The organism is Lysobacter sp. A378 (assembly GCF_054052125.1).
Window position 1 is genome coordinate 815,288 of record NZ_JBSVRK010000002.1, and the last position, 26,370, is coordinate 841,657.

Annotated in this window: 21 protein-coding genes; 13 read left to right on the top strand and 8 right to left on the bottom strand. The window is 64.6% G+C overall.

The window, feature by feature from the left end; genetic code table 11:
• Positions 1-3 precede the first annotated feature (3 nt).
• The 10 genes from ACW7G1_RS09615 (at position 4) to ACW7G1_RS09660 (ending at position 9,658) form a co-directional block, all read left to right on the top strand.
• The gene (locus ACW7G1_RS09615; protein WP_456979509.1) at positions 4-1,428 is read left to right on the top strand and encodes an aldehyde dehydrogenase; all 1,425 of its coding nucleotides are present in this window, start codon (positions 4-6) and stop codon (positions 1,426-1,428) included.
• A 6-nt stretch (positions 1,429-1,434) separates the two neighbouring features.
• On the top strand, positions 1,435-2,097 hold the full coding sequence (gene can / locus ACW7G1_RS09620) for a carbonate dehydratase (RefSeq protein WP_456979510.1): 663 nt from the start codon (positions 1,435-1,437) through the stop codon (positions 2,095-2,097).
• 1 nt (position 2,098) lies between these two features.
• On the top strand, positions 2,099-2,524 hold the full coding sequence (locus ACW7G1_RS09625) for a RidA family protein (protein WP_456979511.1): 426 nt from the start codon (positions 2,099-2,101) through the stop codon (positions 2,522-2,524).
• A 3-nt stretch (positions 2,525-2,527) separates the two neighbouring features.
• Positions 2,528-3,073: a 3-hydroxyanthranilate 3,4-dioxygenase gene (locus ACW7G1_RS09630; protein ID WP_456979512.1), complete on the top strand. Its 546-nt coding sequence runs from the start codon at positions 2,528-2,530 to the stop codon at positions 3,071-3,073.
• 22 nt (positions 3,074-3,095) lie between these two features.
• Positions 3,096-4,106, top strand: a complete 1,011-nt coding sequence (locus tag ACW7G1_RS09635) for an amidohydrolase family protein (protein WP_456979513.1) — start codon at positions 3,096-3,098, stop codon at positions 4,104-4,106.
• Positions 4,107-4,146: 40 nt separating this feature from the next.
• On the top strand, positions 4,147-5,421 hold the full coding sequence (gene kynU / locus ACW7G1_RS09640; protein WP_456979514.1) for a kynureninase: 1,275 nt from the start codon (positions 4,147-4,149) through the stop codon (positions 5,419-5,421).
• Positions 5,422-5,524: 103 nt separating this feature from the next.
• A complete protein-coding gene (locus ACW7G1_RS09645; RefSeq protein ID WP_456979515.1) occupies positions 5,525-6,934 on the top strand; it encodes an FAD-dependent oxidoreductase in 1,410 nt (469 codons plus the stop codon).
• Between the two features lie 4 nt (positions 6,935-6,938).
• A complete protein-coding gene (sbcB, locus tag ACW7G1_RS09650) occupies positions 6,939-8,414 on the top strand; it encodes an exodeoxyribonuclease I (RefSeq protein WP_456979516.1) in 1,476 nt (491 codons plus the stop codon).
• On the top strand, positions 8,411-9,097 hold the full coding sequence (locus ACW7G1_RS09655) for a DUF2461 domain-containing protein (protein WP_456979517.1): 687 nt from the start codon (positions 8,411-8,413) through the stop codon (positions 9,095-9,097). The genes sbcB and ACW7G1_RS09655 overlap by 4 nt, the downstream gene beginning before the upstream one ends.
• Before the next feature lie 3 nt (positions 9,098-9,100).
• Positions 9,101-9,658, top strand: a complete 558-nt coding sequence (locus ACW7G1_RS09660; protein WP_456979518.1) for a DUF2939 domain-containing protein — start codon at positions 9,101-9,103, stop codon at positions 9,656-9,658.
• Between the two features lie 31 nt (positions 9,659-9,689).
• Here the strand turns inward: ACW7G1_RS09660 and ACW7G1_RS09665 are convergent, their stop codons facing one another.
• The 4 genes from ACW7G1_RS09665 to ACW7G1_RS09680 all read right to left on the bottom strand — a co-directional run bounded on the left by ACW7G1_RS09665 (position 9,690) and on the right by ACW7G1_RS09680 (position 17,940).
• On the bottom strand, positions 9,690-10,595 hold the full coding sequence (locus ACW7G1_RS09665; RefSeq protein WP_456979519.1) for a 5'-nucleotidase: 906 nt from the start codon (positions 10,593-10,595) through the stop codon (positions 9,690-9,692).
• A 41-nt stretch (positions 10,596-10,636) separates the two neighbouring features.
• The gene (locus ACW7G1_RS09670) at positions 10,637-11,410 is read right to left on the bottom strand and encodes an NAD kinase (RefSeq protein ID WP_456979520.1); all 774 of its coding nucleotides are present in this window, start codon (positions 11,408-11,410) and stop codon (positions 10,637-10,639) included.
• Positions 11,411-11,516: 106 nt separating this feature from the next.
• Positions 11,517-16,544, bottom strand: a complete 5,028-nt coding sequence (locus ACW7G1_RS09675; protein WP_456979521.1) for an NAD-glutamate dehydrogenase — start codon at positions 16,542-16,544, stop codon at positions 11,517-11,519.
• A gap of 214 nt (positions 16,545-16,758) precedes the next feature.
• Positions 16,759-17,940 (bottom strand): acyl-CoA dehydrogenase family protein, encoded by a 1,182-nt coding sequence (locus ACW7G1_RS09680; RefSeq protein WP_456979522.1) that lies wholly within the window; start codon positions 17,938-17,940, stop codon positions 16,759-16,761.
• Between the two features lie 130 nt (positions 17,941-18,070).
• Here ACW7G1_RS09680 and ACW7G1_RS09685 point away from each other — a divergent pair, with 130 nt between their 5' ends.
• From ACW7G1_RS09685 to metH, 3 genes are read left to right on the top strand one after another with little or no spacing between them, the layout of a single operon-like run.
• On the top strand, positions 18,071-19,072 hold the full coding sequence (locus ACW7G1_RS09685) for an ArsR/SmtB family transcription factor (RefSeq protein WP_456979523.1): 1,002 nt from the start codon (positions 18,071-18,073) through the stop codon (positions 19,070-19,072).
• The gene (locus tag ACW7G1_RS09690; protein WP_456979524.1) at positions 19,069-20,175 is read left to right on the top strand and encodes a homocysteine S-methyltransferase family protein; all 1,107 of its coding nucleotides are present in this window, start codon (positions 19,069-19,071) and stop codon (positions 20,173-20,175) included. Before ACW7G1_RS09685 ends, ACW7G1_RS09690 begins: the two co-directional genes overlap by 4 nt.
• 20 nt (positions 20,176-20,195) lie before the next feature.
• On the top strand, positions 20,196-22,886 hold the full coding sequence (metH, locus tag ACW7G1_RS09695) for a methionine synthase (protein ID WP_456979525.1): 2,691 nt from the start codon (positions 20,196-20,198) through the stop codon (positions 22,884-22,886).
• Between the two features lie 209 nt (positions 22,887-23,095).
• Here metH and ACW7G1_RS09700 read toward each other — a convergent pair whose 3' ends face one another.
• From ACW7G1_RS09700 to ACW7G1_RS09715, 4 genes are read right to left on the bottom strand one after another with little or no spacing between them, the layout of a single operon-like run.
• Positions 23,096-23,782: a DUF2058 domain-containing protein gene (locus tag ACW7G1_RS09700; protein WP_456979526.1), complete on the bottom strand. Its 687-nt coding sequence runs from the start codon at positions 23,780-23,782 to the stop codon at positions 23,096-23,098.
• Positions 23,783-23,821: 39 nt separating this feature from the next.
• On the bottom strand, positions 23,822-24,064 hold the full coding sequence (locus ACW7G1_RS09705) for a SlyX family protein (RefSeq protein WP_456961615.1): 243 nt from the start codon (positions 24,062-24,064) through the stop codon (positions 23,822-23,824).
• On the bottom strand, positions 24,061-25,440 hold the full coding sequence (locus tag ACW7G1_RS09710; RefSeq protein WP_456979527.1) for a UDP-glucose dehydrogenase family protein: 1,380 nt from the start codon (positions 25,438-25,440) through the stop codon (positions 24,061-24,063). Before ACW7G1_RS09710 ends, ACW7G1_RS09705 begins: the two co-directional genes overlap by 4 nt.
• Positions 25,441-25,485: 45 nt before the next feature.
• Positions 25,486-26,271, bottom strand: coding sequence for an FKBP-type peptidyl-prolyl cis-trans isomerase (locus tag ACW7G1_RS09715; RefSeq protein WP_456979528.1), 786 nt, complete (start codon positions 26,269-26,271; stop codon positions 25,486-25,488).
• Positions 26,272-26,370: the final 99 nt, after the last annotated feature.

Here is a 26,370-nt window from a genome sequence, read left to right on the forward strand (position 1 = left end):
CCGATGCACCTGACCCACTGGATCGACGGCAAACCATCCGGCCCTGCTGGCGATGGCGACATCGATGTGTTTGATCCGGCAACGGGACAGGTTTTCGCTACGGTTGCCGGCGGCGACAGCGCGGTGGTAGACACCGCCGTCAGCGCCGCACAAACCGCGTTCCCCGGTTGGGCGAGCCTGCCCAATTCCGAACGATCACGCTGGCTGGAAAAGCTCGCCAACGCGCTGGAAGCGCGCGCCGGGGATTTTGCGCTGGCCGAGTCACGCGATGCCGGCAAACCCATCTCGCTGGCACGCGAGGTGGAAATCCCACGGGCCATCAGCAACCTGCGCTTCTTTGCGCATACCGCGACCCAGTTCGCCAGCCAGTCCCACCATGGCCAGGCCGGATTGAACTACACCCTGCGCCCGCCACTGGGCGTGGTGGCGACCATTTCACCGTGGAACCTGCCGCTGTACCTGCTGACCTGGAAGATTGCACCGGCGCTGGCCGCGGGCAACACCGTGGTCGCCAAGCCCTCGGAGATCACGCCTGTCACGGCCAGCATGCTGGGCGAGCTGGCGGCGGAGATCGGCTTTCCTGCGGGTGTGCTCAACATCATCCACGGACACGGCACTGCAGTTGGCGAGCCATTGGTGATCGACCCCCGGGTCAAGGCCGTATCGTTCACCGGCAGTACCGCGGTCGGGCGCCGGCTCGCCGGCTTGACCGGACCCCTGTTGAAGAAGACCTCACTGGAGTTGGGCGGCAAGAACGCAACGCTGGTGTTCGCCGACAGCTCCTGGCGCGAGGACCTGGACCTGCTGGTGCGCTCCGCGTTCCAGAACTCCGGCCAGATCTGCCTGTGCGGTTCGCGGATACTGGTCGAGCGCGGGATCCACGACGAGTTTCGCGATGCCTTCGTCGAGCGTGTAAGCCAGTTGCGGATCGGCGAACCGGCTGCCCGGGACACCCAGGTTGGCCCGCTGGTCTCCCAGGCCCATTTCGACAAGGTCGTCGCTGCGATCGAATGCGCACGCCAGGAAGGTGGCTCGATCCTGTGCGGCGGGCATGCGCTCGACCGCCCCGGCTGGTTCGTCAGCCCGACGGTGATCGAAGGCCTGCCACCCGATTGCACAAGCAACCGCGAGGAGATCTTCGGCCCCGTCGTCACGCTGCAGACGTTCGACGATGACCAGCAGGCATTGGACCTGGCCAACGCGGGCGACTACGGATTGGCCGCCTCGCTCTGGACCCGCGACCTCAACCGCGCCCATCGCCTGGCCGCCCGGCTGCAGGTCGGCATGGTCTGGATCAACACCTGGCTGCAACGCGATCTGCGCACGCCGTTCGGCGGCATCGGCAACTCCGGGCTCGGCCGCGAAGGCGGCTTTGAGGCCATGCAATTTTTCACCGACGCCAAAAACGTCGGCCTCCACATCGGATAACCCTGCATGAACTCTCTGAAAGACCTGCTCCACAAAAACCGCGAATGGGCCGACCGCGTCAGTGCCGAGGACCCCGGGTTCTTCGAGCGCCTGTCGCGCCAGCAGGCGCCGGAATTCCTCTGGATCGGCTGCTCGGATTCGCGGGTGCCGGCCAACCAGATCATCGACGTCTCACCGGGCGAGGTGTTCGTCCACCGCAATATCGCCAATGTCGTCGTCACCACCGACCTCAACTGCCTGTCGGTGATCCAGTTCGCGGTCGACGTTCTCAAGGTCAAGCACATCCTGGTGGTCGGGCACTACGGTTGCGGGGGCGTGCACGCGGCCCTGCACGACCAGCGGCTGGGGCTGTCCGACAACTGGGTGCGACACGTCGCCGACGTCGCCGAGAAGCACGAGGCCAGCCTGCTCGCGTTCGACGACGACGAGCTCAAGCACGACCGCCTGTGCGAGTTGAACGTACTGGAACAGGTGGTCAACGTCTGCCACACCACCATCGTGCGCGACGCGTGGGCACGCGGCCAGGCGGTGTCGGTACACGGCTGGGTCTATACCCTGCGCGATGGCCGCGTGCACGACCTCGGCGTTGACGTAGCCGCAGCCAAGAGCCTGTCCTCCATCTATACCGAAGCGTTGGCGCGCATCCGCGCCGACCGGGAGGATCGATGAGATGAGCGACGCAATACGCGCAGCCGGCGCGCCGCGGCCGGTTGGCCTGTATCCGCACGCCCGCCGTGTCGGCCACCTGCTGTTGCTGTCGGGCATCGGGCCGCGCGATCCCGTCAGCAATGCGATTGTCGGCAACGTGCATGATGCCGAAGATCGCCTGCTCAGTTACGACATCGACGCCCAGACCCGTGCGGTGTTCGCCAACGTCCGTGCGGTACTGGAGTCCAGCGGCGCACGTTGGCAGGATCTGGTCGACGTGACCGTCTACCTGACCGACATGGCCGCCGACTTCCCACGCTACAACGCGGTCTGGGCCGAGTACTTCCCCGACATCGATACCGCGCCATGCCGCACCACCGTGGGTATCAACTCCTTGCCGACGCCGATCGCCATCGAACTGAAGTGTATTGCTGCCCTGAAGGAGTAAGCCATGCTGCCCAACCCACTCAACCTGCACGCCTGGATCGAGGAGCATCGCCAACTGCTCAAGCCGCCGGTCGGCAACAAGGTGGTCCACGATGGCGACTTTATCGTGATGGTGGTCGGTGGCCCCAACGTACGCAGCGACTATCACTTCGACGAGGGACCGGAATGGTTCTACCAGATCGAGGGCGAGATGATCCTGCGGATCCAGGAGGCTGGCGCGGACGGGGTTTGCGCGGTGCGCGACATCCCGATCCGCGCTGGTGAGATCTTCCTGTTGCCGCCTCGGGTACCGCATTCGCCACAACGCATGAGCGGCTCGATCGGGCTGGTGGTCGAGCGCAAGCGCCTGGCCCACGAGGACGACGGCCTGATGTGGTTCTGCGAGCGCTGCAACCACAAGTTGTATGAGGAATTCTTCCACCTGGAGGACATCGAGACCGATTTCCCGCCGGTCTTCGAGCGCTTCTATGCCTCCCGCGAGCACCGTAGCTGCAAGCAGTGCGGCCACCTCAACCCGGCGCCCGACAAGTACGTCATGGCCGACACCTGACCTGCGCGGATAGACTGGACCCATGCTCAAGATCGATACCCATGCGCACTACCTGCCACGCGACTGGCCCGACCTGGCGCGCAAGTACGGCGATCTGCGTTTTCCGGTGATCCACCACACCGAAGACGGACGGCACCGTATCTACAAGGATGGCAAGTTTTTCCGCGAGATCTGGTCCAACACCTGGGATCCGCAGGAGCGCGTGGCGGACTACGCCAAGTTCGATGTGCAGGTGCAGGTACTGAGCACGGTGCCGGTGATGTTCTGCTACTGGGCGCGGCCGCACCACGCGCTGGAGCTGCACCAGGCGCTCAACGACCACATGGCCCTGACCTGCCACGACTATCCGCGGCATTACGCCGGCATCGGCACGGTACCGATGCAATCACCGCGGCTGGCGGTCCAGGAGCTGGAGCGATGCATGGACCAGCTTGGCCTGCAGGGCGTGCAGATTGGCAGCCATGTGGGCGACTGGAACCTGGACGCGCCGGAGCTGTTTGAATTTTTCCAGGCTGCCAGCGAGCTGGGTGCGGCCATCCTGGTGCACCCCTGGGACATGATGGGCACCGACAGCATGCCCAAGTACTGGCTGCCGTGGCTGGTCGGCATGCCGGCGGAGCAATCACGCGCGGCCTGTTGCCTGGTCTTTGGCGGCGTGCTGGAACGACTGCCGAAGCTGAAAATCTGTCTGGCGCATGGCGGCGGCAGCTTCCCGTACACCATCGGCCGCATCGAACACGGCTTCAACATGCGCCCGGATCTTGTCGCCACCGACAACCCGCGCAACCCCCGCGAATACCTGCGCCGGCTGTATTTCGATTCCTGGGTCGCCGACGATGCCGCCTTGCGCTATCTGCTCGACGCCTGCGGCGCGGACCGGGTGATGCTGGGCACCGACTATCCGTTCCCGCTGGGCGAGCAAACACCCGGCGCGGGCATCGATGCGCTGGGGCTGGATGAAGTCCAGCAGGCCCGGCTGTACCACGGCACCGCGCTGGAATGGCTGGGACTGCCCAAGTCGCGTTTTGCATGACCGCCGCTGCCCGCCTTCCTTCTTCAAGGACCCTGACCAAGTGACCGATATCCAATCCCCGGACCATGCCCGGGCGCTCGATGCCGCCGATCCGCTGCCCAGCCTGCGCGACGAGTTCCATATCCCGCAGCACGAAGGCGGTGACCAGGCCTATTTCGTGGGCAACTCACTTGGCCTGCAGCCGCGAGGCGTGCGCGCCCAGGTCGATGACGTGCTGGACAAGTGGTCGATGGAAGCGGTCGAAGGCCATTTTCGCGGCAATTCACAATGGATGAGCTACCACCAGCTGATGCGTGAGCCCTTGGCGCGCATCGTTGGCGCCCAGCCCGAGGAAGTGGTCGCGATGAACTCGCTGACCGCCAACCTGCACCTGATGATGGCCAGCTTCTACCGGCCAACGCGGCAGCGACCGGCAATCCTGATCGAGGCCGGCTCGTTTCCATCGGACCGCTATGCAGTGTCCTCGCAGATTGAACTGCACGGATTTGCTCCCGAAACCGAGCTGATCGAACTGGAGGCCGACCAGCCCGGCGGCGTGTTCTCCATGGCGGCTATTGAACGTGCGATCACCCAGCACGGCCATCGCCTGGCGCTGGTGCTGTGGCCCGGCGTGCAATACCGCACCGGCCAGGCTTTCGACATCGGCGAAATCACCCGTCTCAGCCATGCCGCGGGCGCGATGTGTGGAGTCGACCTGGCTCACGCGGTCGGCAATGTCGAGCTGGCGTTGCACGACAGCGGGGTCGATTTCGCAGTCTGGTGCCATTACAAGTACCTCAACAGTGGCCCTGGGGCCGTCGGCGGCTGCTTCGTCCATGAGCGCCACGCCCACGCGAGCGTTCCGCGTATGGCCGGTTGGTGGGGCCATGAGGCCTCGACACGCTTCCAGATGGGTCCGCGGTTCGTGCCCACGGCCGGCGCGGAGGGCTGGCAGTTGAGCAATCCACCGATCCTGGCCCTGGCGCCGCTGCGCGCGTCGCTGGATCTGTTCGACCGGGTCGGCATGCGCGCATTGCGCGAAAAATCGCAGCGATTGACCGGCTACCTGGAGTCGCTGATCAACCAGGGCCTTGGCGACGTGTTGCAGATACTGACCCCCACCGACCCCGCGCAGCGCGGCTGCCAGTTGTCGATCCGCGTCCGCGGGGGTCGCGAACAGGGCCGCGCATTGTTCGATCATCTGGCCGCCAACGGCGTGCTGGGTGACTGGCGCGAGCCGGATGTCATCCGTATCTCGCCGACGCCGCTCTACAACACCCATCAGGACGTCTTTCGGTTTGCCCAGGGCGTGCACGCCTGGCAGCAAACACGCTGACCAAAAAAACCAGCGCATTTCCCATACCCCGGGCCGGCATTATCCAACTCGCCATCCCCGCGACTCAATCACGGCAGACCGCTTCGAAAGGCAGCATTCCCCAATGTCAGACCTCGACCAGCCCGACTCCACAAGACACCTGAGCATTGTTGGCGCCGGCCTTGCCGGAGCCCTTCTCGCCACCCTGCTCGCCCGGCGCGGCTGGCAAGTCGACGTCTACGAGAAGCGCGGCGACCTGCGCGAACTGGGCTACGAGCGTGGCCGGTCGATCAACCTCGCCTTGGCCGAGCGCGGACGCCATGCGCTTCGACAAGCCGATGCGGACGACGCGGTAATGGCGCAGACGGTGATGATGCGCGGGCGCATGGTCCATTTCGCCGATGGTCACGTCGACCTGCAGCGCTATGGTCGCGACGACAGCGAGGTGATCTGGTCGGTCCATCGTGGCCAGCTCAACGAGGTCCTGCTGAATATCGCCGAGCAGGCCGGCGCCCGTATCCACTTCCACCATCGGCTCGACAGCGTCGACTTCGACAACCGCGTTGCCCGGTTTGGCGACGATCGTGGTGACCTCGTCCGGGAGATCCCGTTCCAGACCCTGGTGGGTGCCGATGGAGCCGGCTCATCGTTGCGACAGGCGATGGCTGCTGCCACCGACCTGGGCGAGCGCAGCGAGTTCCTCGACCATTCCTACAAGGAACTGGAAATCCCGCCCGGTCCGGACCAGGGCTTCCAGATTGAACCCCACGCACTGCACATCTGGCCGCGTGGGCGTTACATGTGCATCGCGCTGCCCAACAGCGAGTCCACGTTTACCGTGACCTTGTTCCTGCCTAACCGCGCTGCCGCCGACCCGGCCGACCCGGTGAGCGAGGTTCCCGGGTTCGACACCATTCGTACCGGCACCGATGCCCGGGCGTTGTTCGAGCGTGATTTCCCGGATGCCTCGGCCCTGATTCCGAAGCTGGAACACGATTTCGAGAACAACCCGACTGGGGTTCTGGGCACCCTGTATCTCGACCGGTGGCATCTGGACCGCCGAGCGGTGCTGATCGGTGACGCCGCCCACGCCATGGTCCCGTTCCACGGCCAGGGCATGAACTGCGCGTTCGAGGACTGCGTGTCCCTGGCGCAACACCTCACTGGAACCGACGACCGTGCCGAGGCCTTCGCCGGCTTCCAGGCCGAACGCCTGCCCAATGCCCGCGCGATCCAGCACATGGCACTGGAAAACTATCTGGAGATGCGCGACCGCGTCGACGATGAGGATTACCTGTTGCAGCGCCAGCTCGAACACCGGCTGGCCGAGCGCCACCCCACCCGCTTCGTGCCCCGCTACGCGATGGTCACCTTCCGCCACATGCCTTACGCACTGGCCCTGGAACGCGGCAACCTGCAACGCGAATTGCTGGTCGAACTGACCCGCGGCCGCGAAAACCTCGAAGGCCTGGACTGGGACGTCGTCGATGCCGCCGTCGTTGCACGCCTGCCCCCACTGCCGCCGGAAGACTGACTCGATGCCCGCGACGTTCCTGTTCTACGACCTGGAAACCTTCGGCGCCGATCCTCGCAGGACCCGTATCGCCCAGTTCGCCGCGATCCGCACCGACGCCGACCTCAACCCGGTCGAAGAGCCGATCAGTATCTTCGTCAAGCCCGCGGACGACCTGCTGCCCTCCCCCATCGCAACCCTGATCACCGGCATCACCCCACAGCAAGCGCTGCATGAAGGGATGCGCGAATGTGATGCGCTGGCACTGATCTCCGACGAAATGTCGCGCCCGGAAACCTGCACGCTCGGCTACAACTCGCTGCGTTTCGATGACGAGTTCGTTCGACACGGCTTTTTCCGGAACTTTTTTGACGCTTACGAGCGCGAATGGCGCGGCGGAAATTCGCGCTGGGATCTACTTGACGTGTTCCGCTTCGCCCACGCACTTCGCCCCGAAGGCCTGGTCTGGCCAAAGCGCGAGGACGGCGCCACCTCGTTCAAACTGGAGCACCTGGCTGAAGCCAACCATGTCCGTGAGGGTGATGCCCACGAGGCACTGTCAGACGTGCGCGCGTTGATCGGCCTGGCCCGCAAACTCAAGACCGCCCAACCCCGGCTGTGGGACTACGCACTGCGTTTGCGCGACAAGCGCCATGCCGCCAGCCTGCTCGACGTGGTTGCGATGACGCCGGTGTTGAATGTATCCCAGCGCTTCCCCGCCAGCCGCCTGTGCGCCGCACCGGTGATCCCGCTCGCGCGACATCCGCATATCGACAACCGGGTCCTGGTATTCGACCTGACCCAGGACCCCGAGCCATTGCTCACGCTGGATGCGGACACGATTGCCGCACGGCTGTATGTACGTGCGGCGGACCTGCCCGAGGGGGTGGAGCGCATCGCGCTGAAGGAGATCCACCTCAACCGCAGCCCGGCCCTGTCGGCCTGGGATCACCTGCGGCCGACCGACTTCGAGCGCCTGGGCATCGACCGCGAACTGGCCGAGCAGCGGGCCCGGCGTTTGCGCGACGCCGGCCCGGACCTGGTGGAGAAGGTACGCGCCGTGTTCTCGCGCGAACGCGAGTTCGACACCCCTGACGTCGATGCCAGCCTGTACGCCGGGTTTGTCGATGGCGCCGACAAACGGCTGTTCTCCGACATCCGCAACACGGCCCCGGAAGCGCTGGGCGCGCGCAGGTTCGACTTCCGCGACCCACGTCTGCCGGAATTGCTGTTCCGCTACCGCGCCCGCAACTTCCCCGAGCATCTCGATGCCGAAGAACGCATCCGCTGGGACGACTATCGCCGCTCTCGCCTGCAATCGGGGTCGGGATTGTCGGAATACAGCTTCGCCAGTTTTGATGCCGAGCTGGCAAGCCTGCGCGATCAGCACTCGGCTGATCCAGCTCGACTGGCGTTGCTGGGCCAGATCGACCAGTGGCGTCAGGATATCGAACGCAGTTTGTCGCCTGCCGGCACGCCGCCGCCCACCGCACCCCCATGAACGCCTATTTCAGTCCCGCCACCTTCACGTTTTTCCGTGGTCTGGCACGCAACAACTCACGCGACTGGTTCCATGCCAACAAGGCCCGTTACGAGAAGCATGTACGCGAGCCGTTCCAGCGCCTGCTGGACGATCTGCAACCCGTGCTGGCCGAGATCAGTCCGCATTACCGCGCCGAAAGCCGGAAAGTCGGCGGCTCGCTGTTTCGCATCCACCGCGACACCCGCTTCGCCAATGACAAGTCGCCCTACAAGACCTGGCAAGGGGTGAAGTTGTTCCACGAACGCAGCCGCCAGATCGAAGCGCCGTCGTTCCACATCCACATACAGCCCGGCCGCTGCTTCGTCGGCAGTGGCCTGTGGCACCCCGAGTCGGACACCTTGCGCCGCGTGCGCAATTTTATCCTCGACAATCCCGCCGGCTGGCAGACCGCCGCGCACGGTACAAGCTTCCGCAAGCGATTCACCTTGGACGACAGCGAGATATTGATACGGATGCCGCGCGGTTTCCCCGCCGAGTTCGAGTTTGCCCAAGACCTGCGGCGCAAGAATTTCATCGGTTCGCGGGCACTGGAGGACAGCGTGGTCACGGGCCCAGACCTGTTGGAAACCCTCAAGACCGACCTCACCGGCCTGGCCGGCTTCACCGATTACCTGTGCGCCGCCGTCGACCTGGAGTTCTGAGTCATGAGAAAGCTGCTTGTATTGGCGGGTCTGCTCGCGATTGTGTTGCTGGGCTATGTCGCCGCCGGCCCGTACCTGGCGTATAGCGCCATCCGCGACGCGGTGGAGACCAAAAACATGGCAAAGCTCGACAAACATGTCGACTTCCCGGTCCTGCGCGGCAACCTCAAGCTGCAAATCGATGATTACGTGGTGCGTCGGGCCGGACCGGACCTGCAGTCCAGCCTGCTGGGCGCGGTCGCCACACGCATGGCCAGCGGCATGGCGGGGGTGGCCGTCGACACCATGGTCAGCCCGGCGGGACTGGCGGCGTTGCTTGAGGGCCGCAGCACCTGGCATCGGATCGTCGGCGATACCGGCGACAATGCCTTCACCCCGGAGCCACCGGCGAACCCGCTGCGCGAACCCAGCTACCGGTTCCAGTCGCCATCACGCTTCACTGCCACCATCCGCTCGGACGACGGCGAGCCCATCCGGTTTGTCCTCACCCGGGATGGACTGCGCTGGAAGCTGACCGATATCCGCCTGCCCCTGGACGGTGCGGAAATGCGGCACTACTGAACGACGCAGTCCGCGCGCAGGCGAACTGCCGTCAGTACGGGTTGGCAACCCCATGCGGAACGTGACCGGCGGTCACCAGTCCACGCGCAGACTCGATGTTGTGCTCGGAATCGTCGAAGAAAATGTCGGCGCCGAAGGCTTCCAGGAAAGGTCCTTTCGAGCGACCACCCAGGAACAGGGCTTCGTCAAGACGGATACCCCAATCGCGCAGGGTGCGGATTACCCGTTCGTGCGCCGGTATCGAGCGTGCCGTTACCAGTGCGGTCCGGATCGGCGCGTCTTCTCCCGCCGGAAAGGCCTTCTGCAAGCGCTGCAGGGCATCCAGGAAACCGCGGAATGGCCCACCCGACAATGGCTCCCCGGCATGGCTGCGCTCATGCTCGGCGAACGCCAGCAGGCCTCCTTCCCGCGAAACGCGTTCGCCCTCGTCGCCGAAGATCACCGCATCACCGTCAAACGCGATGCGCAGTTGGTCCTGTCGCTGCAACAACGCCTTGGCCGGCAACAAGGTCGCCGCCGCCACACCTGCGGCCAGCGCATTGCGCACATCCTCGGCGTGGGTGGACAGGAACAGGTCCGCCCCGAATGGGCGGATATAGGGAAACGGCGGCGCACCATTGCTGAATGCCGCACGCTGGATCGCCAAGCCGTGGTGCGCAATGGAGTTGAAGATCCGCAGTCCGGTGTCGGCCGAATTGCGCGAAATCAGGATCACCTCGACCCGCGGCGCCTCCGGTGGTGAACCATCGTTGAGCCCCAGCAGCTTGCGCACCAGCGGGAACGCGACGCCGGGCTCCAGCAGATCGTCTTCGTGGCTGCGCTGATACGTGGCGTAGGCATCCAGGCCCTGGCTTTCGAACAGGGCGTGGCTATCCTCCAGGTCGAACAGGGTCCGCGAGGAGATGGCAACGATCAACGGGTCTACATGGTCTGGCATGACGCCATTGTGCGCGATCCCCGTCGCAACCGATGAGACCGTCATCCACTGATGAACTGCTCGGCCAGCATCCGCTCCTCAAGGTTGTGTTCGGGGTCGAACAGCAGCGTGACCGTGCGGTCGTGCGATTCGCGGATGGTCACCTCCACCACGTCGCGGACCTCGTGCGAATCCGCGGTCGCGCTGACCGGCCGCTTGTACGGGTCCAGCACCCGGAAGCGAACCTCGGTATCGGCCTTGAGCACCGCGCCTCGCCAGCGCCGCGGCCGAAACGCGGCAATCGGGGTCAACGCCATCACGTTCGCCCCCAGCGGAAGGATCGGCCCAAGCGCGGAAAAATTGTAGGCGGTGCTCCCCGCCGGGGTTGCTACCAGCACGCCATCGCAGATCAGCTCCTCCAGGCGAATCTGGCCATTGAGCTCGATCGACAGGTGCGCGGCTTGCCGGGTCTGCCGCAACAGGGATACCTCGTTATAGGCCAGCGAGCCCACCGATACGCCGGACTCGGTGTGCACAACCATCTCCAGCGGCCGCAGCACGGCAGGCTCGGCGGCATGGATACGCTCGATCAGCCGCTCCATCTGGCAATGGTTCATGAGGAAGCCGACCGAACCCAGTTTCATCCCGTACACGGGCTTGTCCAGTCCGCCGTGGCGATGCAGCGTCTGCAGCATGAAGCCGTCACCGCCCAGGGCCACCAGCGTGTCGGCCTGCTCGGGCGGATGGTCGCCGTGAATCGCGGCCAGCCGTTTGCACACCGCTTGCGCCTCGGCGGTAGGACTGGCAAGAAACGCAATGCGGGATGTCGCGGTCATCGGCGGCTCCGGAAGGATCGCCTGCAGGATAGCGCGAGTGGTGTCATGACCAGAAAAAACGGCGGCCCTGGGGCCGCCGCTGCGTGTGCATCATCAAACGAACCGCTTACGCGCCGGCTGCGGCTACCTGCGCCAGCCGACGTACCGCGACCGAGACGGTCGGGTAATCCAGGGTCTTCTGGGTAGTCAACTCATCCAGCATCGACTGGGCAAAGCGCAGACTGGCGTCGTCGCGTTGCAGCCAGGCAGCCACTTTCGATGCGGCCGGCTTCTTGCCGCCACTGGCAAGAATCTGGCTGGCCAGGACGCGTTGCTGGGTCGCAAGCTCGTCACGCAAAGCCCCCCGCGCCAGCGCCTGCCAACGACCGTCCACCGGCAACGCATCGATCTGCTCGTGCAACCAGGGCAGGTTCAATGCCGCACCCAGGTCGAAGTACGCCTGCGACGCCTCCACCGGGGACAACTTGCGTGCGTTGGCGATCTCGATGATGTCGCAACCAAACTCGAGTGCCGGCAGCGCCGCCAGTTGTGCCGCCAACGCGTTCGGCACGCCCTTGGCCTTCCACTCGGCCAGGTGGGTGTTGAACGCCTCTTGGCGAACCGGGGACATGGTATCGGGCAATGCCGCATGCACCGCCTTCAAGCCGTCGCCAAAACGTGCCATCGCCGTGGTGATCTCGGGCATCGGGCCGGGACGGGACAGCAGCCAGCGCGACACCGAACGCAACAATTGCCAGATCGTCTGCAAGGCATCGATCTGGACCGATTCCATGACCTTGCCGTCCATCGCGTCGATCTTTGCCCACAACGCCCGCGCATCCACCGCCTCGCGGGCAATGGTGTAAGCCTCGGCCACTTCGCCGGCGGAACGACCGGTGTCTTCCTGCATGCGCAAGGTGAACGTGGCGCCCATGCGGTTGACGATCGAGTTGGTCACCGCAGTGGCGATGATCTCGCGCTTCAGGCGGTGGTCCTGCATCGCCTTGGCGTACTTGTCCTGCAGTGGCACCGGGAAGTAGCGCACCAGCTCCTTGGACAGGTACTTGTCTTCCGGCACGCTGGAGTCGACCAATTGCTGGAACAACACCAGCTTGCTGTATGACAACAGTACGGCCAGCTCGGGCCGGGTCAGGCCCTGTCCGCGTGCCTTACGTTCGGCCAGTTCCGCATCCGAAGGCAGGTACTCGATCTGCCGATCCAGCAGGCCTTGCGACTCCAAAGTCTGGATAAAGTGCTGCTTGGAGCCCAGCCGTGGCGCGCTCATGCGCTCCATCAGGCTGATCGCCTGGTTCTGGCGGTAGTTGTCCACCAGCACCAGCCCGGCCAGCTCCTCGGTCATCGAGGCCAGCAACTTGTTGCGCGCCGGCAGGGTCAGCTTCTTCGACTTGACCAGCTCGTTGAGCAGGATCTTGATATTGACTTCGCGATCCGAGGTCCCCACTCCGGCCGAGTTGTCGATGAAGTCGGCATTGAGCAGGGTGCCGGCATGGGCCGCTTCGATCCGCCCCAGCTGGGTCATGCCCAGGTTGCCGCCCTCGCCGATCACCTTGCAACGCACATCACGACCGTCGATACGCAAACCATTATTGCCGCGGTCGCCAACATCGGCATGCGACTCGCTGCTGGCCTTGATGTAAGTGCCGATGCCGCCATTCCACAGCAGGTCGACCGGCGCCTTCAATATGGCGCTCATCAACTGGTTGGGGCTCATTGCATCGACGTCCGGGTCGATGCCAAGCACGGCCTTGACCGGCGCGGTCAGCGGAATCGACTTGGCGCTGCGCGGGAACACGCCGCCTCCCTTGCTGATCAGGTCCCGGCTGTAGTCATCCCAACTGGAGCCGGGCAGCTTGAACAAACGCTGGCGCTCCTTGAACGACGTCGCAGCCACCGGATCCGGATCAAGGAAGATGTGGCGATGGTCGAACGCGGCCGCCAGGCGAATGTGTTTGGACAGCAGCATGCCGTTGCCGAATACGTCACCTGACATGTCGCCGATACCCACCGCGACGAAGTCTTCTTTCTGGGTGTTGACCCCGAGCGAGCGGAAGTGGCGCTTGACCGACTCCCACGCGCCGCGGGCAGTGATGCCCATGCCCTTGTGGTCATAACCCACCGAACCGCCGGACGCGAATGCATCGCCCATCCAGTAGTGATGGTCGGCGGAGATGGCGTTGGCGGTATCGGAAAAACGCGCGGTGCCCTTGTCGGCGGCGACCACCATGTACGGGTCGTCATCATCGTGACGCACCACGTCATCGGGATGCACGACCTTGCCGTCCACCAGGTTGTCGGTGATGTCGAGCAAACCGTTGATGAACATCTTGTAGCAGGCCACGCCTTCGGCTTGCAGCTCGGCGCGATCGGCCGGCGGCCGCTTGACGATGAAACCGCCCTTGGCACCGACCGGCACGATGATGGTGTTCTTGACCATCTGCGCCTTGACCAGGCCCAGTACCTCGGTACGGAAATCTTCGCGACGGTCCGACCAGCGCAAGCCACCGCGGGCCACGGGACCAAAGCGCAGGTGGATGCCTTCCACGCGCGGACCGTAGACGAAGATCTCGCGATACGGAACCGGCTTGGGCAGGTCGGGGACCAGTGCGGAATCGAACTTGTAGGCGACGTAGCCACAATCGGCGCCGCCAATACCATCCTGGTAATAGCTGGTGCGCAGGGTTGCTTCGATCACGCCCATGAAGCTGCGCAGGATGCGGTCCTCATCAAGGCTGGAAACCTGGTCCAGCAGCAGTTTGAGGGCCGTCCTGGTGGCGTCCAACTGGACGTCCCGGCTGCCGCTTCGTGCGCTGACAACCGGCTCCAACGCGGCGCGCAAGGCCTGGTCATCCCCGCACAGGCGTCCGAGCTGGTCCTTGAACCGCTCAATCCCGGCCTTGACTTCGGCCTTGGACTCGCGGCCGGTGGAAGGATCGAAGCGGGCTTCGAACAACTCCACCAGCAAGCGCGCCAGGGCCGGATAGCGGGCAAAGGTCTCTTCCACGTAACTGTGTGAGAACGGCACGCCCACTTGCTGGATGTACTTGCTGTAGGCACGCAATACCGACACCTGGCGCCAGGTCAGGCCAGCGGCCAGGATCAGGCGGTTGAAGCCGTCGTTCTCGGCATCACCGCGCCAGATCCGCCCGAATGCATCCTCGAAGTTCTCACCGACGCCCTCGATATCGGTATTGGGGTTGCTGGTCTCGACCTCGAAATCCTGGATATACATCAGGTTGCTGCCGGCATACATCCGGTAGGGGTGCTCGGAGATCACCCGCAGGCCCATGTTTTCCATCAGCGGCAGGGCATCGGAAAGGGAGATGTCCTCGCGTTGACGGTAGAACTTGAAGCGCAACCCGCCAGCTCCCGGGCTGCGACGATACAGGCTCAGGCGCAGGTCGTCGGGACCGTCCAGCGCGGCCAGGTGCTCCACGTCGTCCGCCGCGACCGCCACCGACACGTCCTCGATGTAGCCTGCCGGCAACGCTCGTCCGTAGGTCTCGGCGATGCTCAGGCCGCGTTCCTCGCCGTGGCGCTGCACCAGCAACTCGGCCAGGTCGTCGCGCCAGTTGCGCACGATTTCCGCCAACTCGACCTCGATCGCCGCGTTATCGACCTTCACCATTCCACCCGGACCGGACTGGCCGGTCTTCGGTCGTACCAGCAAGTGCAACTGGGCCAGCGGTGATTCGCCCAGCAGCACCGTAGTGTCGACGCGCTCGCCGTGCAGGACGCGTTTCAGCATCGCCTCGATGCGCAGGCGCACATCGGTGTTGAAACGCTCGCGCGGAATGTAGACCAGTCCGGAGAAGAACCGGCCGTAACGGTCGCGACGCAGGAACAGCTTGCTGCGCACGCGCTCCTGCAAGCCGAGGATGCCCTGGGCGGTCTTCAGCAGCTCCTCTCCAGAGGACTGGAACAGCTCGTCGCGCGGCAGGGTTTCCAGGATGTGGCGAAGCGCCTTGCCACTGTGGCTGTCTTCGGCCAGGCCGGACTGCTTCATCACGTATTCGTGGCGCTCGCGCACCAGCGGGATGTCCCACGGCCGACGGGTGTACGCGCTGGAGGTATACAAGCCCAGGAAGCGCTCTTCGCGCGTCGGCTTGCCGTTGTCGTCGAAGCTCAGCACGCCGATATAGTCCATGTACCCGGGACGGTGCACGGTGGCGCGCGCATTGGTCTTGGTCAGGATCAGGGCATCGACCGATCCGGAATGGGGCATGTAATGCGCGGCCAGGGTGGCCAATGCACGTGGCTTGCCCGTGTCCTTGCCGCGCAGCAGGCCCAGCCCGCTGCCCTTGACGGCGCGCAGCAGGTCCTCGCCGCCCTGGTCGACCACGTCGTACTCGCGGTAACCCAGGAAAATGAAGTGGTCGTCGGCGGCCCAGCGCAGGAACTGCTGGCCTTCTTCGCGACCGGCCTCGCTGACCGGAAGCTTTCGTTCCGTCAGGTCGTCGGCGACCGACACCATCTTGCCGTGCATTTCGGCCCAGTCGCTGACGATTGCCCGCACATCGGCAAGCACCCCTTGCACCGCCTTCTCGATCTCCGGCATCGCCTCGGGTGGCAGGCGGTCGAGCTCCAGGTGCATCATTGATTCCGGCTCGCCCTCGCCCACTTTCACCAGCTTGCCGGTTTTGTCACGGGAGACCTGGATGACCGGATGGCCAAGCACATGCAAGCCGATGTTCTGCTCGGCCAATGACATGGTCACCGAATCGACCAGGAACGGCATATCGTCATTGGCGATCTGCAGCACCGTGTGCGGCGATTCCCAACCATGACTGGCCCGGGTCGGGTTGAACAGGCGCACCAACGCCACGCCAGGCTTGCGCTTGCGCACGAAATCGAGCATGTCGGCAGCCAGTGCCGCCCAGCCCTCAGCAGTATGTTTGGGCAGCTCGTCATCACCCATTCGCTGGTAGAAGGCCTTGGCGAAGGCCTCGCCCTCGGCATGTTGCGCCTTGGGCAAGCGTTTGCGGATTGCAGCCAGGATGGGCTCCAGCGTCACGCCGTCGCTCTTGTCGCGAGGGCTGCGCGGCGCGGTCTTTGCGGTCTTGGTCGCGACGGCCTTCTTGCTGGTGGAGGTCTTGCCGGGCGTGGCGCGCGCGGGGGATTTTCGTTGAGTGCTCATGCGATCTTTGGGTCCAAATGCAGTGAGGCCCACGCAATTGCGTGGGCCAAGGCTCGGGAATCAGTAGACAGAAAATGGCATGCAGGCAGCGTCCGGGACCCGTAAACGGACCCCATTGCCAGCTGCAACGATCGGGATATCGCGGCGATCGCAGCCGCGCTGCCCATGGAAGGCAGCGATCAAACGACAGTTATGGAAATGCCGGGTCTGCATGTCAGCGCAGGCCAGTCTCGTTGCGCGCAATCACCAGGCGCTGGATCTCGCTGGTGCCCTCGTAGATTTCGGTGATCTTGGCGTCGCGGAAATAACGCTCGATCGGCATCTCCTTGGAGTAGCCCATGCCGCCGTGGATCTGCAACGCCTGGTGGGCGATCCACATCGCCGCCTCGGACGCGGTCAGCTTGGCGATCGCAGCCTCATTGCTGAAGCGCGCCCCGCCATTGTCAAACTCGCCCTTCTGCCACGCCGCACGCAAGGTCAGCAGCATGGCGGCGTCGAGCTTGCATTTCATGTCGGCGATCTTCGCCTGGGTCATCTGGAAGGCACCGATCGGCTGGCCGAATGCCTTGCGCTCCTTGACGTAGTCCAGGGTGGCCTCGTACGCCGCGCGGGCGATACCGATCGCCTGGCTGGCGATGCCGATGCGACCGGCGTCCAGTACCGTCATCGCGATCTTGAAGCCTTCGCCTTCCGCGCCCAGCACTTCGTCGGCCTGGACTACGTAATCGTTGAACTCGATCTCGCAGGTGGCCGAGGCGCGGATGCCCAGCTTCGGCTCGGTCTTGCCACGATGGAAGCCGGTACGTTCGCCATCGATCATGAAAGCGGTGATGCCTCGCGCGCCCTTGTCGGGATCGGTCATCGCGAACAGCACGAAATACTTTGCGACCGGCCCGGAGGTGATCCAGCTCTTCTTGCCGTTGACCACGAAGCTGCCGTCGGCCTGTCTGGTCGCCTTGCAGCGCATCGCCGTGGCATCGGAGCCCGACTGCGGCTCGGTGAGCGCGAACGCGCCGATCTCCTTACCCTCCGCGATCGCCCGCACGTAGAGCTGCTTCTGCTCCTCGGTGCCGAACTTGAGGATGCCGTTGCAGAACAACGAGTTGTTGACCGAAACGATGGTGGAGTGCGCGGCGTCGGCTGCGGCGATCTCGATCATCGCCAACACATAGGAAATCGGGTCCATGCCGGCGCCGCCGTACTCGGTTGGCACCTCAATGCCCATCAGGCCGTTCTCGCCGAGGGTACGGATATTGTCCAGTGGAAATTCGCCGGTGCGGTCGTGGTGCTCCGCGCTGGGTGCGATCTTTTCGCGGGCGATACGCCGCGCGACGTCCTGGATCATCAACTGCTCTTCGCTGAAACGAAAATCCACGCTGATACCTCTGCTGGTCACGAATGCTGCAATTGTAGCCCTGCGCGAGAATTAACCGAACCCGCGACCGAACCCGTCGACGCGTGCCGTGCTTGACCCGGGCCCCGCCCCGGAAGCAAACTTATCGCTATATCGCGATAGGTGCATACGTATGGATCTGGAAGGCTGGTCATCACGCCTCAAGGTATTTGCCGACGCCACCCGGGTGCGCCTGCTGGCGCTGCTGGAGAGCGAGGAGCTGACTGTCGCTGAACTGTCGGCCATCACCCGGCTGGCACAGCCGCGCGTTTCCACCCACCTGGCCAAGCTCAAGGAAGCCGGCCTGGTGCGTGATCGCCGCGCCGGGGTGTCGGCGTATTACCGGTTCGACGGACCGGCTTTGGACCCGGCGCAACGCGCGTTGTGGACGACCCTGCGTGAGGGCAGCGACGACCCGCTGCTGCGGCAGGACGCGGAACGGGTTGCGGATGTGCTGGCGATGCGCGCGGCCGACCAGAACTGGGCCGATACCGTGGCCGGTGACATGGAGCGCCATTACTCGCCGGGCCGGACCTGGGAGGCCATGGCACGTTCCGCGTTGCCGCTGCTGGAGCCCGGCGACGTGCTCGACGTCGCTTCCGGCGATGGCGTCCTGGCCGAACTGCTGGCGCCGCACTCCAATCGCTACGTCTGTCTGGACTCCAGCACCAAAGTGGTGCTTGCCGCCTCCGAAAGGCTGCGCAGGCTTGAGAACGTGGAGGTGCAGGAAGGCGACATGCACGAACTCCCGTTTGCCGATGCCAGCTTCGACCTGGTGGTACTGATGCACGCACTGACCTACGCCGATCATCCCGCCCACGCCGTCACCGAGGCCGCGCGGGTGCTGCGTCCCAACGGTCGGCTGTTGCTGACCAGCCTGGCCAGCCACGAGCATCGCTCGGTGGTGGACGCCTATGGCCACGTCAATCTGGGTTTCAGCGAGAAGGAGCTGAGCCGGTTCGCGAGCAAGGCCGGCTTCACGATCGAGAGCTGCGAATCAGTGACCCGAGAGCGCCGCCCGCCACATTTCGAAGTGATTGCGTTGCTGGGACGAAAGCCTGCCGACGGGAAAAAATCCAAGTCGCCCAGAACCACCACGCCCGCCAAACGTCAGCCCAGCGAGACAACGCGATGACAACCCTGCCCTGGCTCAACCCCGACCGCGCTGAAACCCTGCAACGGATGTTGCAAGAACGCATCCTGGTGATCGACGGGGCGATGGGGACGATGATCCAGCAACACCGATTGGAGGAAGCCGACTACCGCGGCGAGCGTTTCGTCGAGGGCTTCGACCGCGATCATTCGATTGACGGCCACGCCCATGGCCCCGATTGCGGCTGCGTCCGCGACCAACGCGGCAACAATGACCTGCTGAGCCTGACCCGGCCGGATCTCATCCGAGCAATCCATGCCGACTACCTCGACGCCGGCGCCGACCTGGTCGAGACCAACACCTTCAACTCGACCAGCACCTCATTGGGTGACTACGGCTTGCAGCACCTTGCCCGCGAGCTGAACGAGACCGGCGCGCGCCTGGCACGTGACGCTTGCGACGCCGCCGAGGCAACGACGCCGGAACAGCCACGCTTCGTCATCGGCGTAATCGGACCGACCAGTCGCACCGCGTCCTTGAGCCCCGACGTCAATCGTCCCGGATTCCGCGCGGTCAGCTTCGACGACCTGCGGATCGCCTACCGCGAAGCCGCCGATGGCCTGATCGACGGTGGCGCGGACGTGCTGATGGTGGAAACGGTGTTCGACACCCTCAACGCCAAAGCCGCACTGTTTGCGATTGCCGAGGCCTTCGAGGCTCGTGGGTCCCGCCTGCCGGTGATGGTGTCGGGCACGATCACCGATGCCTCCGGGCGCACGCTCTCGGGCCAGACCGCCGAAGCGTTCTGGTACTCGTTGCGTCATACCGAACCGCTGTCCATCGGCTTGAATTGCGCCCTGGGCGCCAAGGAGCTCCGCCCCCACGTCGATACCTTGTCGCGGATCGCCGACACCTGTGTCAGTGCCCACCCCAATGCCGGGTTGCCGAATGCGTTCGGCGGTTACGACCAGACGCCCGAAGACATGGCCGGGATGCTGGGCGAGTTTGCGCGCTCCGGATTGTTGAACCTGGTAGGCGGCTGTTGCGGCACCACTCCGGCGCACATCGCCGCGATCGTCGAGGCCGTGCGCGGCGTTGCACCGCGGCGGCTGCCGAGCCTGGCCGACGCGGCCATCCCGGCATGACGACCCACGAGGCAGCTGGAATGAACCCGACCATCGCCCGCCAGACCCGCCTCAGCGGCCTGGAGCCGCTGACGATCACGCCGCAAAGCAACTTCATCAACGTCGGTGAACGCACCAACGTTACCGGCAGCGCGCAGTTCAAGAAACTGATCAAGGACGACCGCTTCGACGAGGCGGTCGCCGTCGCCCGGCAGCAGGTCGAAAACGGCGCCCAGGTACTGGACGTCAACATGGACGAGGGCCTGCTGGATTCCGAGCAGGCGATGGTCACCTATCTCAACCTGATTGCCGCCGAGCCCGACATCGCCCGCATCCCGGTGATGGTCGACAGCTCCAAGTGGAGCGTGATCGAGGCCGGACTGAAATGCCTGCAGGGCAAGGGCATCGTCAATTCGATCTCGATGAAGGAAGGCGAGGACGAGTTCCTGCGCCATGCGCGGCTGGTGCGTCGCTACGGCGCGGCCGTGGTGGTAATGGCGTTCGACGAGGAGGGTCAGGGCGACACCGTGCAGCGCAAGGTCGATATCTGTTCGCGCGCCTACCAACTGCTGACCGAGCAGGTCGGATTCCCACCCGAGGACATCATCTTCGATCCCAACGTCTTCGCGATCGCCACCGGCATCGAGGAGCACAACGACTACGGGGTCGCCTTCATCGAAGCCGCCCGTGAGATCAAGCGCCGTTTCCCATACAGCCACATCTCCGGCGGCGTCTCCAACGTCAGCTTCTCGTTCCGCGGCAACGAGCTGGTGCGCCAGGCCATCCACGTGGTGTTCCTGTACCACGCGATCAAGGCCGGCATGGACATGGGCATCGTCAACGCCGGCGCGCTGCCGCTGTACGACACCCTCGACGCCGAACTTCGTCATGCGGTCGAGGACGTCGTGCTCAACCGCAATCCGGAGGCCACCGAGACGCTGCTGGCGCTGGCTGAACGCTATCGCGGCAAGAAGGGCGAGAAGCGGGTCGAGGACCTGTCCTGGCGCGAGCAACCGGTACGCGCGCGGCTGAGTCATTCGCTGGTGCAGGGCATCGACCAGTGGATCGTGGAGGACACCGAGCAGGCGCGCGCCGAAGCCACCCGTCCGCTGGACGTGATCGAAGGCGCGTTGATGGATGGCATGAACGTGGTCGGTGACCTGTTCGGCGCCGGCAAGATGTTCCTGCCGCAGGTCGTCAAGTCGGCGCGGGTGATGAAGAAGGCCGTGGCCTATCTGCTGCCCTTCATCGAGGCCGAGAAGCTGCGCACCGGCGACACCGGCAAGACCAACGGCAAGATCGTGATGGCCACGGTCAAGGGCGACGTCCACGACATCGGCAAGAACATCGTCGGCGTGGTGCTGGCGTGCAACAACTTCGAGGTGATCGACCTGGGTGTGATGGTGCCTTCGCAGGTCATCCTGGATCGCGCCATCGCCGAGAACGCCGACATGATCGGCCTGTCCGGCCTGATCACCCCGTCGCTGGAGGAAATGGGCCACGTCGCCCGCGAGATGCAGCGCCAGGGCTTCACCATGCCGCTGTTGATTGGCGGTGCGACCACCTCGCGGGCGCACACCGCGTTGAAGATCGACCCGTTCTACAAGCCGGCCACGATCTGGGTGAAAGACGCCTCGCGCGCGGTCGGCGTGGCCCAGACCATGATCAGCGCCGAACAACGCGCTGCCTTCGTGGCCACCACCGCATCCGATTACGCGGAGATCCGCGAGCGCCATCGCAAGCGTGGCAACGGAAAACGGCTGGTATCGCTGGAGAAGGCGCGCAGCCAGCGTTTCCAGGGTGGCTGGGACGACTACATCCCGCCCGCACCGAAACAGCCCGGCCTGCATGTATTCGACGACTACCCGTTGACCGAGCTGGTGGACTTGATCGACTGGACCCCGTTCTTCCAAGCCTGGGAGCTGGCCGGCCGCTACCCGGCCATCCTCACCGACGAGGTGGTCGGTGCGTCCGCCAGCGACCTGTTCCGCGATGCGCAGGCGATGCTCAAGCGCATCATCGACGAGAAATGGCTGACCGCGAAGGCGGTGTTCGGGCTATGGCCAGCCAACAGTGACGGTGACGACGTCATCGCCCAGGTCGACGGCAAGCCGGAAACGATCCATTGCCTGCGCCAGCAAGTCGACAAGCCCGTTGAGCGCCCGGATTTCTGCCTGGCCGATTTCATCGCCCCGCAAGACAGCGGCAAACAGGACTGGATCGGCGCTTTCGCGGTGACCGCTGGGATCGGGATCGAACCGCATATCCAGCGCTTCGAGGCCGACCACGACGACTACAACGCGATCCTGCTCAAGGCGCTCGCCGACCGTCTCGCCGAAACCCTCGCGGAGCGCCTGCACCAGCGGGTGCGCACCGAATTCTGGGGCTACGCGCCCGATGAGTCACTCGATGCCGAAGCGCTGATCGACGAGAAATACCTCGGCATCCGCCCTGCCCCCGGCTACCCGGCCTGCCCCGAGCACAGCGAAAAGGCGACGATCTTCCGCCTGCTCGACCCGACCACCAACGCCGGCATGACCTTGACCGAAAACTTCGCGATGACCCCGGCCGCGGCGGTTTCGGGTTTCTACTTCAGCCACCCGCGCAGCCAATACTTCGTGGTCGGCCGCGTCTCCAAGGAACAGGCAGTCGATTACGCCCGCCGCAAGGGCGTCGACCTGGCCCAAGCCGAACGCTGGCTGGCATCCAACCTGGATTACGACCCGGAGTGAGGTTCCTCGCCCGACTCCGGGGAAGTCGGGAAGACGGCCCTGCGCTTCTGGAACCACCGCCACGCTGGAACGACGGGTGCGAATGCCCTTGGGTGTGAAATAAAGGAGGAGGCACCGGCCTCATCGGTGCCAGGGGACATTCGCACCCAAGGGCATTCGTTCCCGGCGCCCCCGCCACCCCGCAGATGGATCGAACCGGAGCTGAAGTATCACCAGACCAGGTCGTCAGGCACCTGGTACTGCGGGTCGGCGTAGGAACCGTCGGCAACAGGCGCATCCGGATCGACCTTCAGGGCGACCGAAGGCGCGAAGACCTGCTCGGCCTGTGCCAGCAACTCGGCGGTAACCAGCAGGTAACGTCCGTCCATCTGCAGCACCCCCAGCTCACCGGCATTCAGCGCCTTGAGCTGGTCGGCGGTGACGTGGATGCGCTTGATCTTGCCGCCGTAGGGGAAGTGCCGGGCGATGTCGGCCGCTTCGGCATTGAGGGCTTTTCCTTTCACCAGCTCGGCCAGCTTCGCGCGCGCCTCACGCCGCTGGCGCGCTTCGTCCTGCTTGGCTTTTTCCGCCGCGATACGCTCGTTCTTCTCGCGCTGGGCGCGGATGGCATACGCCTTGGCCAGATCGATGTCCTCGCGCGAGCGCGGGCTGCCCGGTTTACCTTGCCCGCCACGGGATTGCCCCGGACGGACTGCTCCGGAAGGAGGCGGACTGCCCGGCTTCCCAGAGCGGTTCGCGGCGGCGCCCGAGCGGTTCGGCGAACCTGGACGCCGCCCACGGGCGTCCGATCCTTTTCGATCCGGACGGCCATCACGCGGGTGGCCCGTGGGACGCTTGGGTTCGGGCGCAGGCTTGAAGCCCAGCCCCAGCAGCTGATCGCGAAGAGTGTCGTTCATAGTGGTCGTCGGGTCCGGACGGAAGCCCGGACGCGGCCTTCAATAATGGGGTGGGGGTGGTTCGCTGGATGGATCAGCCGAAAGCGGATTGGCGGCAACCGAGACCCGCAATTGCCGCAGCTCCTGCAACGCACGATGCAATAACAGCGCATTGCCTGCTTCCTCGTCGCGAGCCGCCGCCAGGGCATCGCTGAGCTCGCCAATGCTGTGCTCCTGGAACGACAGCCGCGTTTCCAGCTCGACCAGCCGTTGCTCGACACTGGTGCCAGGACGATCGCTCATCGAGGCACCCTGCCCGCCGGAACGGCATCATGATCGCCCGTCGCCAGGATCGAGCGGCCACGACCAATGCCGTAATAGGCGATACCCGCAGCTTCCACTTCGTCTGGCGGATACAGGTTCCGCCCGTCGAACATGACCGCGTCGGCAAGCTCCTGGCGGAGGCGGAAGAAGTCCGGGCTGCGGAACTGCTTCCACTCGGTCACCACCACGAGCGCATCGGCCCCGGACAACGCGGCGTATTCCGAATCGCACAGCAACAAATCGGCGCGCTCGCCGAAGATGCGGCGGGTTTCGGCACCCGCCTCGGGATCGAACGCCTGCACCTTCGCGCCGACCGACCACAGCTGTTCCAGCAATCGACGGCTGGGCGCGGCGCGCATGTCGTCGGTATTGGGCTTGAACGCCAATCCCCATACCGCAACGGTCTTGCCCGCCAATGCATCGCCGTAATGACGCTGCATCAGCTCGAAAAGATGATCTTTCTGGCGCTCGTTGACCTTCTCGACCGCATTCAGCAGCCGAGGCTCATGACCATGTTGGTGGGCAGTGCGGGCCAATGCCTGCACATCCTTGGGGAAACACGAGCCACCGTAACCGGCCCCGGGATAGATGAACTGCCAACCAATGCGCGGGTCCGAGCCGATGCCCTGGCGCACCATCTCGACATCCGCACCGACCCGTTCGGCGATGTGGGCGATCTCGTTCATGAAGGAGATCTTGGTCGCCAGCATGGCGTTTGCGGCGTACTTGGTCAGCTCGGCCGAGCGCACGTCCATGACGACAAAGCGGTCGCGGCTGCGCACGAAAGGCGCATACAGGTGCCGCATCTTCTCCACGGCACCGAGATCATCGGTGCCCAGGATGATCCGGTCCGGCCGCATGAAGTCGTTGACGGCATCGCCTTCCTTCAGGAACTCGGGATTGGACACCACCTCGAAATCAATCCGGGCGCCGCGCTTGTCCAGCTCGGCCGCGATTGTCGCGCGCACGGTGTCCGCGGTGCCTACCGGGACGGTCGACTTGTCGACCACCAACGTCGACTGCGACAGGTGCTGGCCGATGGTCGCCGCCACTGCCAGGACGTATTGCAGATCCGCGCTGCCATCCTCGTCGGGCGGCGTGCCCACGGCGATGAATATCACCTCGCCATGAGCAATCGCTTCGATCGCGTTGGAGGTGAACTGGAGCCGGCCAGCCGCGTGGTTGGCCTGCACCATCGGGGTCAGGCCCGGTTCGAAGATGGATACCTCGCCGCGGTTCAGCCCGTCCACCTTGGACTGGTCGATGTCGACGCAGACCACGTCGTGACCCACCTCCGCCAGGCAGGTACCGGTTACCAATCCGACGTAACCGGTCCCGAAAATACTGATCTTCATGTAAGCACCCGTTCGACACCGCTACCGCAGCGGTGGTGGCTCATCTTATTCGGTCGGTGCCTGGACGATTTCCTGCAGCTCGACCTCGAACACCAGCACCGCGTTCGGGCCAATCGGGCCACCCGGGGTGCCGGTAGCGCCATAGCCCAGCTCACCGGGAATCCAGAACCGGTACTTGCTGCCCACCGGCATCAATGCGATCCCCTCCTGCCAACCCGGCACCACCTGCTGCAACGGGAAGACGGCCGGCTCACCACGATCGTAGGAACTGTCGAAAGTCTCGCCATCCAGCAAGGTGCCCTTGTAATGCACCTTGACCAGGTCATCAACGGTCGGTTTCGGACCCGTACCCTCGGTCAACACCTGGTACTGCAAGCCCGACTCGGTCGTCTTGACGTCCGGCTTCTTGGCGTTGGCGGCCAGGAATGCGGTGCCCTCGGTCTTGTTCTTCTCTGCTGCGGCAGCGGCTTCCGCCTCACGTTGCGCCTGCAGGCGCTCGCCGAACGCCGCGGCAACCTCACTTGCCTGCTCGTCGGTCATCAGCGATTGCCCCTCATCCAGATGGGTCTTGATCGCTTTGGCGAGCGTGTCGACGTCGATCTCGTCCTTGATCTGCTCCAGCGACTTGGCCATGTCCATGCCGATCATGTAGCTGACCTGGTCCTTCTGGGTGGGCAGACCCTTGATCTCCAGTGTCTCAGCCGATGCGCCATCGACGGCCTTGTCAGCGGTCTCGGCGGTGGTCTTGTCCTCCGGCTGGCACGCGGCAATGGCGAGGGTCAGGCTGGCGGCGGCCAGCAGGGCTGTGGCGGGACGGGCAAATCGCATCATCGGGTCGTAACTCCTGGTGTCAAAAGGCGCGGGCGGCGTTGTCGCCGACGCGCGTAAGCGTCGTACTGTGTCGCCCCGGGGCTGAACAAGTCCCATCGG

What these genes read in the sequence shown, in the direction of transcription:
- ACW7G1_RS09615 (WP_456979509.1), top strand. Translation starts at nt 4, where the DNA reads ATGCACCTGACCCACTGGATCGACGGCAAACCATCCGGCCCTGCTGGC.
- can (WP_456979510.1), top strand. Translation starts at nt 1,435, where the DNA reads ATGAACTCTCTGAAAGACCTGCTCCACAAAAACCGCGAATGGGCCGAC.
- ACW7G1_RS09625 (WP_456979511.1), top strand. Translation starts at nt 2,099, where the DNA reads ATGAGCGACGCAATACGCGCAGCCGGCGCGCCGCGGCCGGTTGGCCTG.
- ACW7G1_RS09630 (WP_456979512.1), top strand. Translation starts at nt 2,528, where the DNA reads ATGCTGCCCAACCCACTCAACCTGCACGCCTGGATCGAGGAGCATCGC.
- ACW7G1_RS09635 (WP_456979513.1), top strand. Translation starts at nt 3,096, where the DNA reads ATGCTCAAGATCGATACCCATGCGCACTACCTGCCACGCGACTGGCCC.
- ACW7G1_RS09645 (WP_456979515.1), top strand. Translation starts at nt 5,525, where the DNA reads ATGTCAGACCTCGACCAGCCCGACTCCACAAGACACCTGAGCATTGTT.
- sbcB (WP_456979516.1), top strand. Translation starts at nt 6,939, where the DNA reads ATGCCCGCGACGTTCCTGTTCTACGACCTGGAAACCTTCGGCGCCGAT.
- ACW7G1_RS09655 (WP_456979517.1), top strand. Translation starts at nt 8,411, where the DNA reads ATGAACGCCTATTTCAGTCCCGCCACCTTCACGTTTTTCCGTGGTCTG.
- ACW7G1_RS09660 (WP_456979518.1), top strand. Translation starts at nt 9,101, where the DNA reads ATGAGAAAGCTGCTTGTATTGGCGGGTCTGCTCGCGATTGTGTTGCTG.
- ACW7G1_RS09665 (WP_456979519.1), bottom strand. Translation starts at nt 10,595, where the DNA reads ATGCCAGACCATGTAGACCCGTTGATCGTTGCCATCTCCTCGCGGACC.
- ACW7G1_RS09670 (WP_456979520.1), bottom strand. Translation starts at nt 11,410, where the DNA reads ATGACCGCGACATCCCGCATTGCGTTTCTTGCCAGTCCTACCGCCGAG.
- ACW7G1_RS09675 (WP_456979521.1), bottom strand. Translation starts at nt 16,544, where the DNA reads ATGAGCACTCAACGAAAATCCCCCGCGCGCGCCACGCCCGGCAAGACC.
- ACW7G1_RS09685 (WP_456979523.1), top strand. Translation starts at nt 18,071, where the DNA reads ATGGATCTGGAAGGCTGGTCATCACGCCTCAAGGTATTTGCCGACGCC.
- ACW7G1_RS09690 (WP_456979524.1), top strand. Translation starts at nt 19,069, where the DNA reads ATGACAACCCTGCCCTGGCTCAACCCCGACCGCGCTGAAACCCTGCAA.
- metH (WP_456979525.1), top strand. Translation starts at nt 20,196, where the DNA reads ATGAACCCGACCATCGCCCGCCAGACCCGCCTCAGCGGCCTGGAGCCG.
- ACW7G1_RS09700 (WP_456979526.1), bottom strand. Translation starts at nt 23,782, where the DNA reads ATGAACGACACTCTTCGCGATCAGCTGCTGGGGCTGGGCTTCAAGCCT.
- ACW7G1_RS09705 (WP_456961615.1), bottom strand. Translation starts at nt 24,064, where the DNA reads ATGAGCGATCGTCCTGGCACCAGTGTCGAGCAACGGCTGGTCGAGCTG.
- ACW7G1_RS09710 (WP_456979527.1), bottom strand. Translation starts at nt 25,440, where the DNA reads ATGAAGATCAGTATTTTCGGGACCGGTTACGTCGGATTGGTAACCGGT.
- ACW7G1_RS09715 (WP_456979528.1), bottom strand. Translation starts at nt 26,271, where the DNA reads ATGATGCGATTTGCCCGTCCCGCCACAGCCCTGCTGGCCGCCGCCAGC.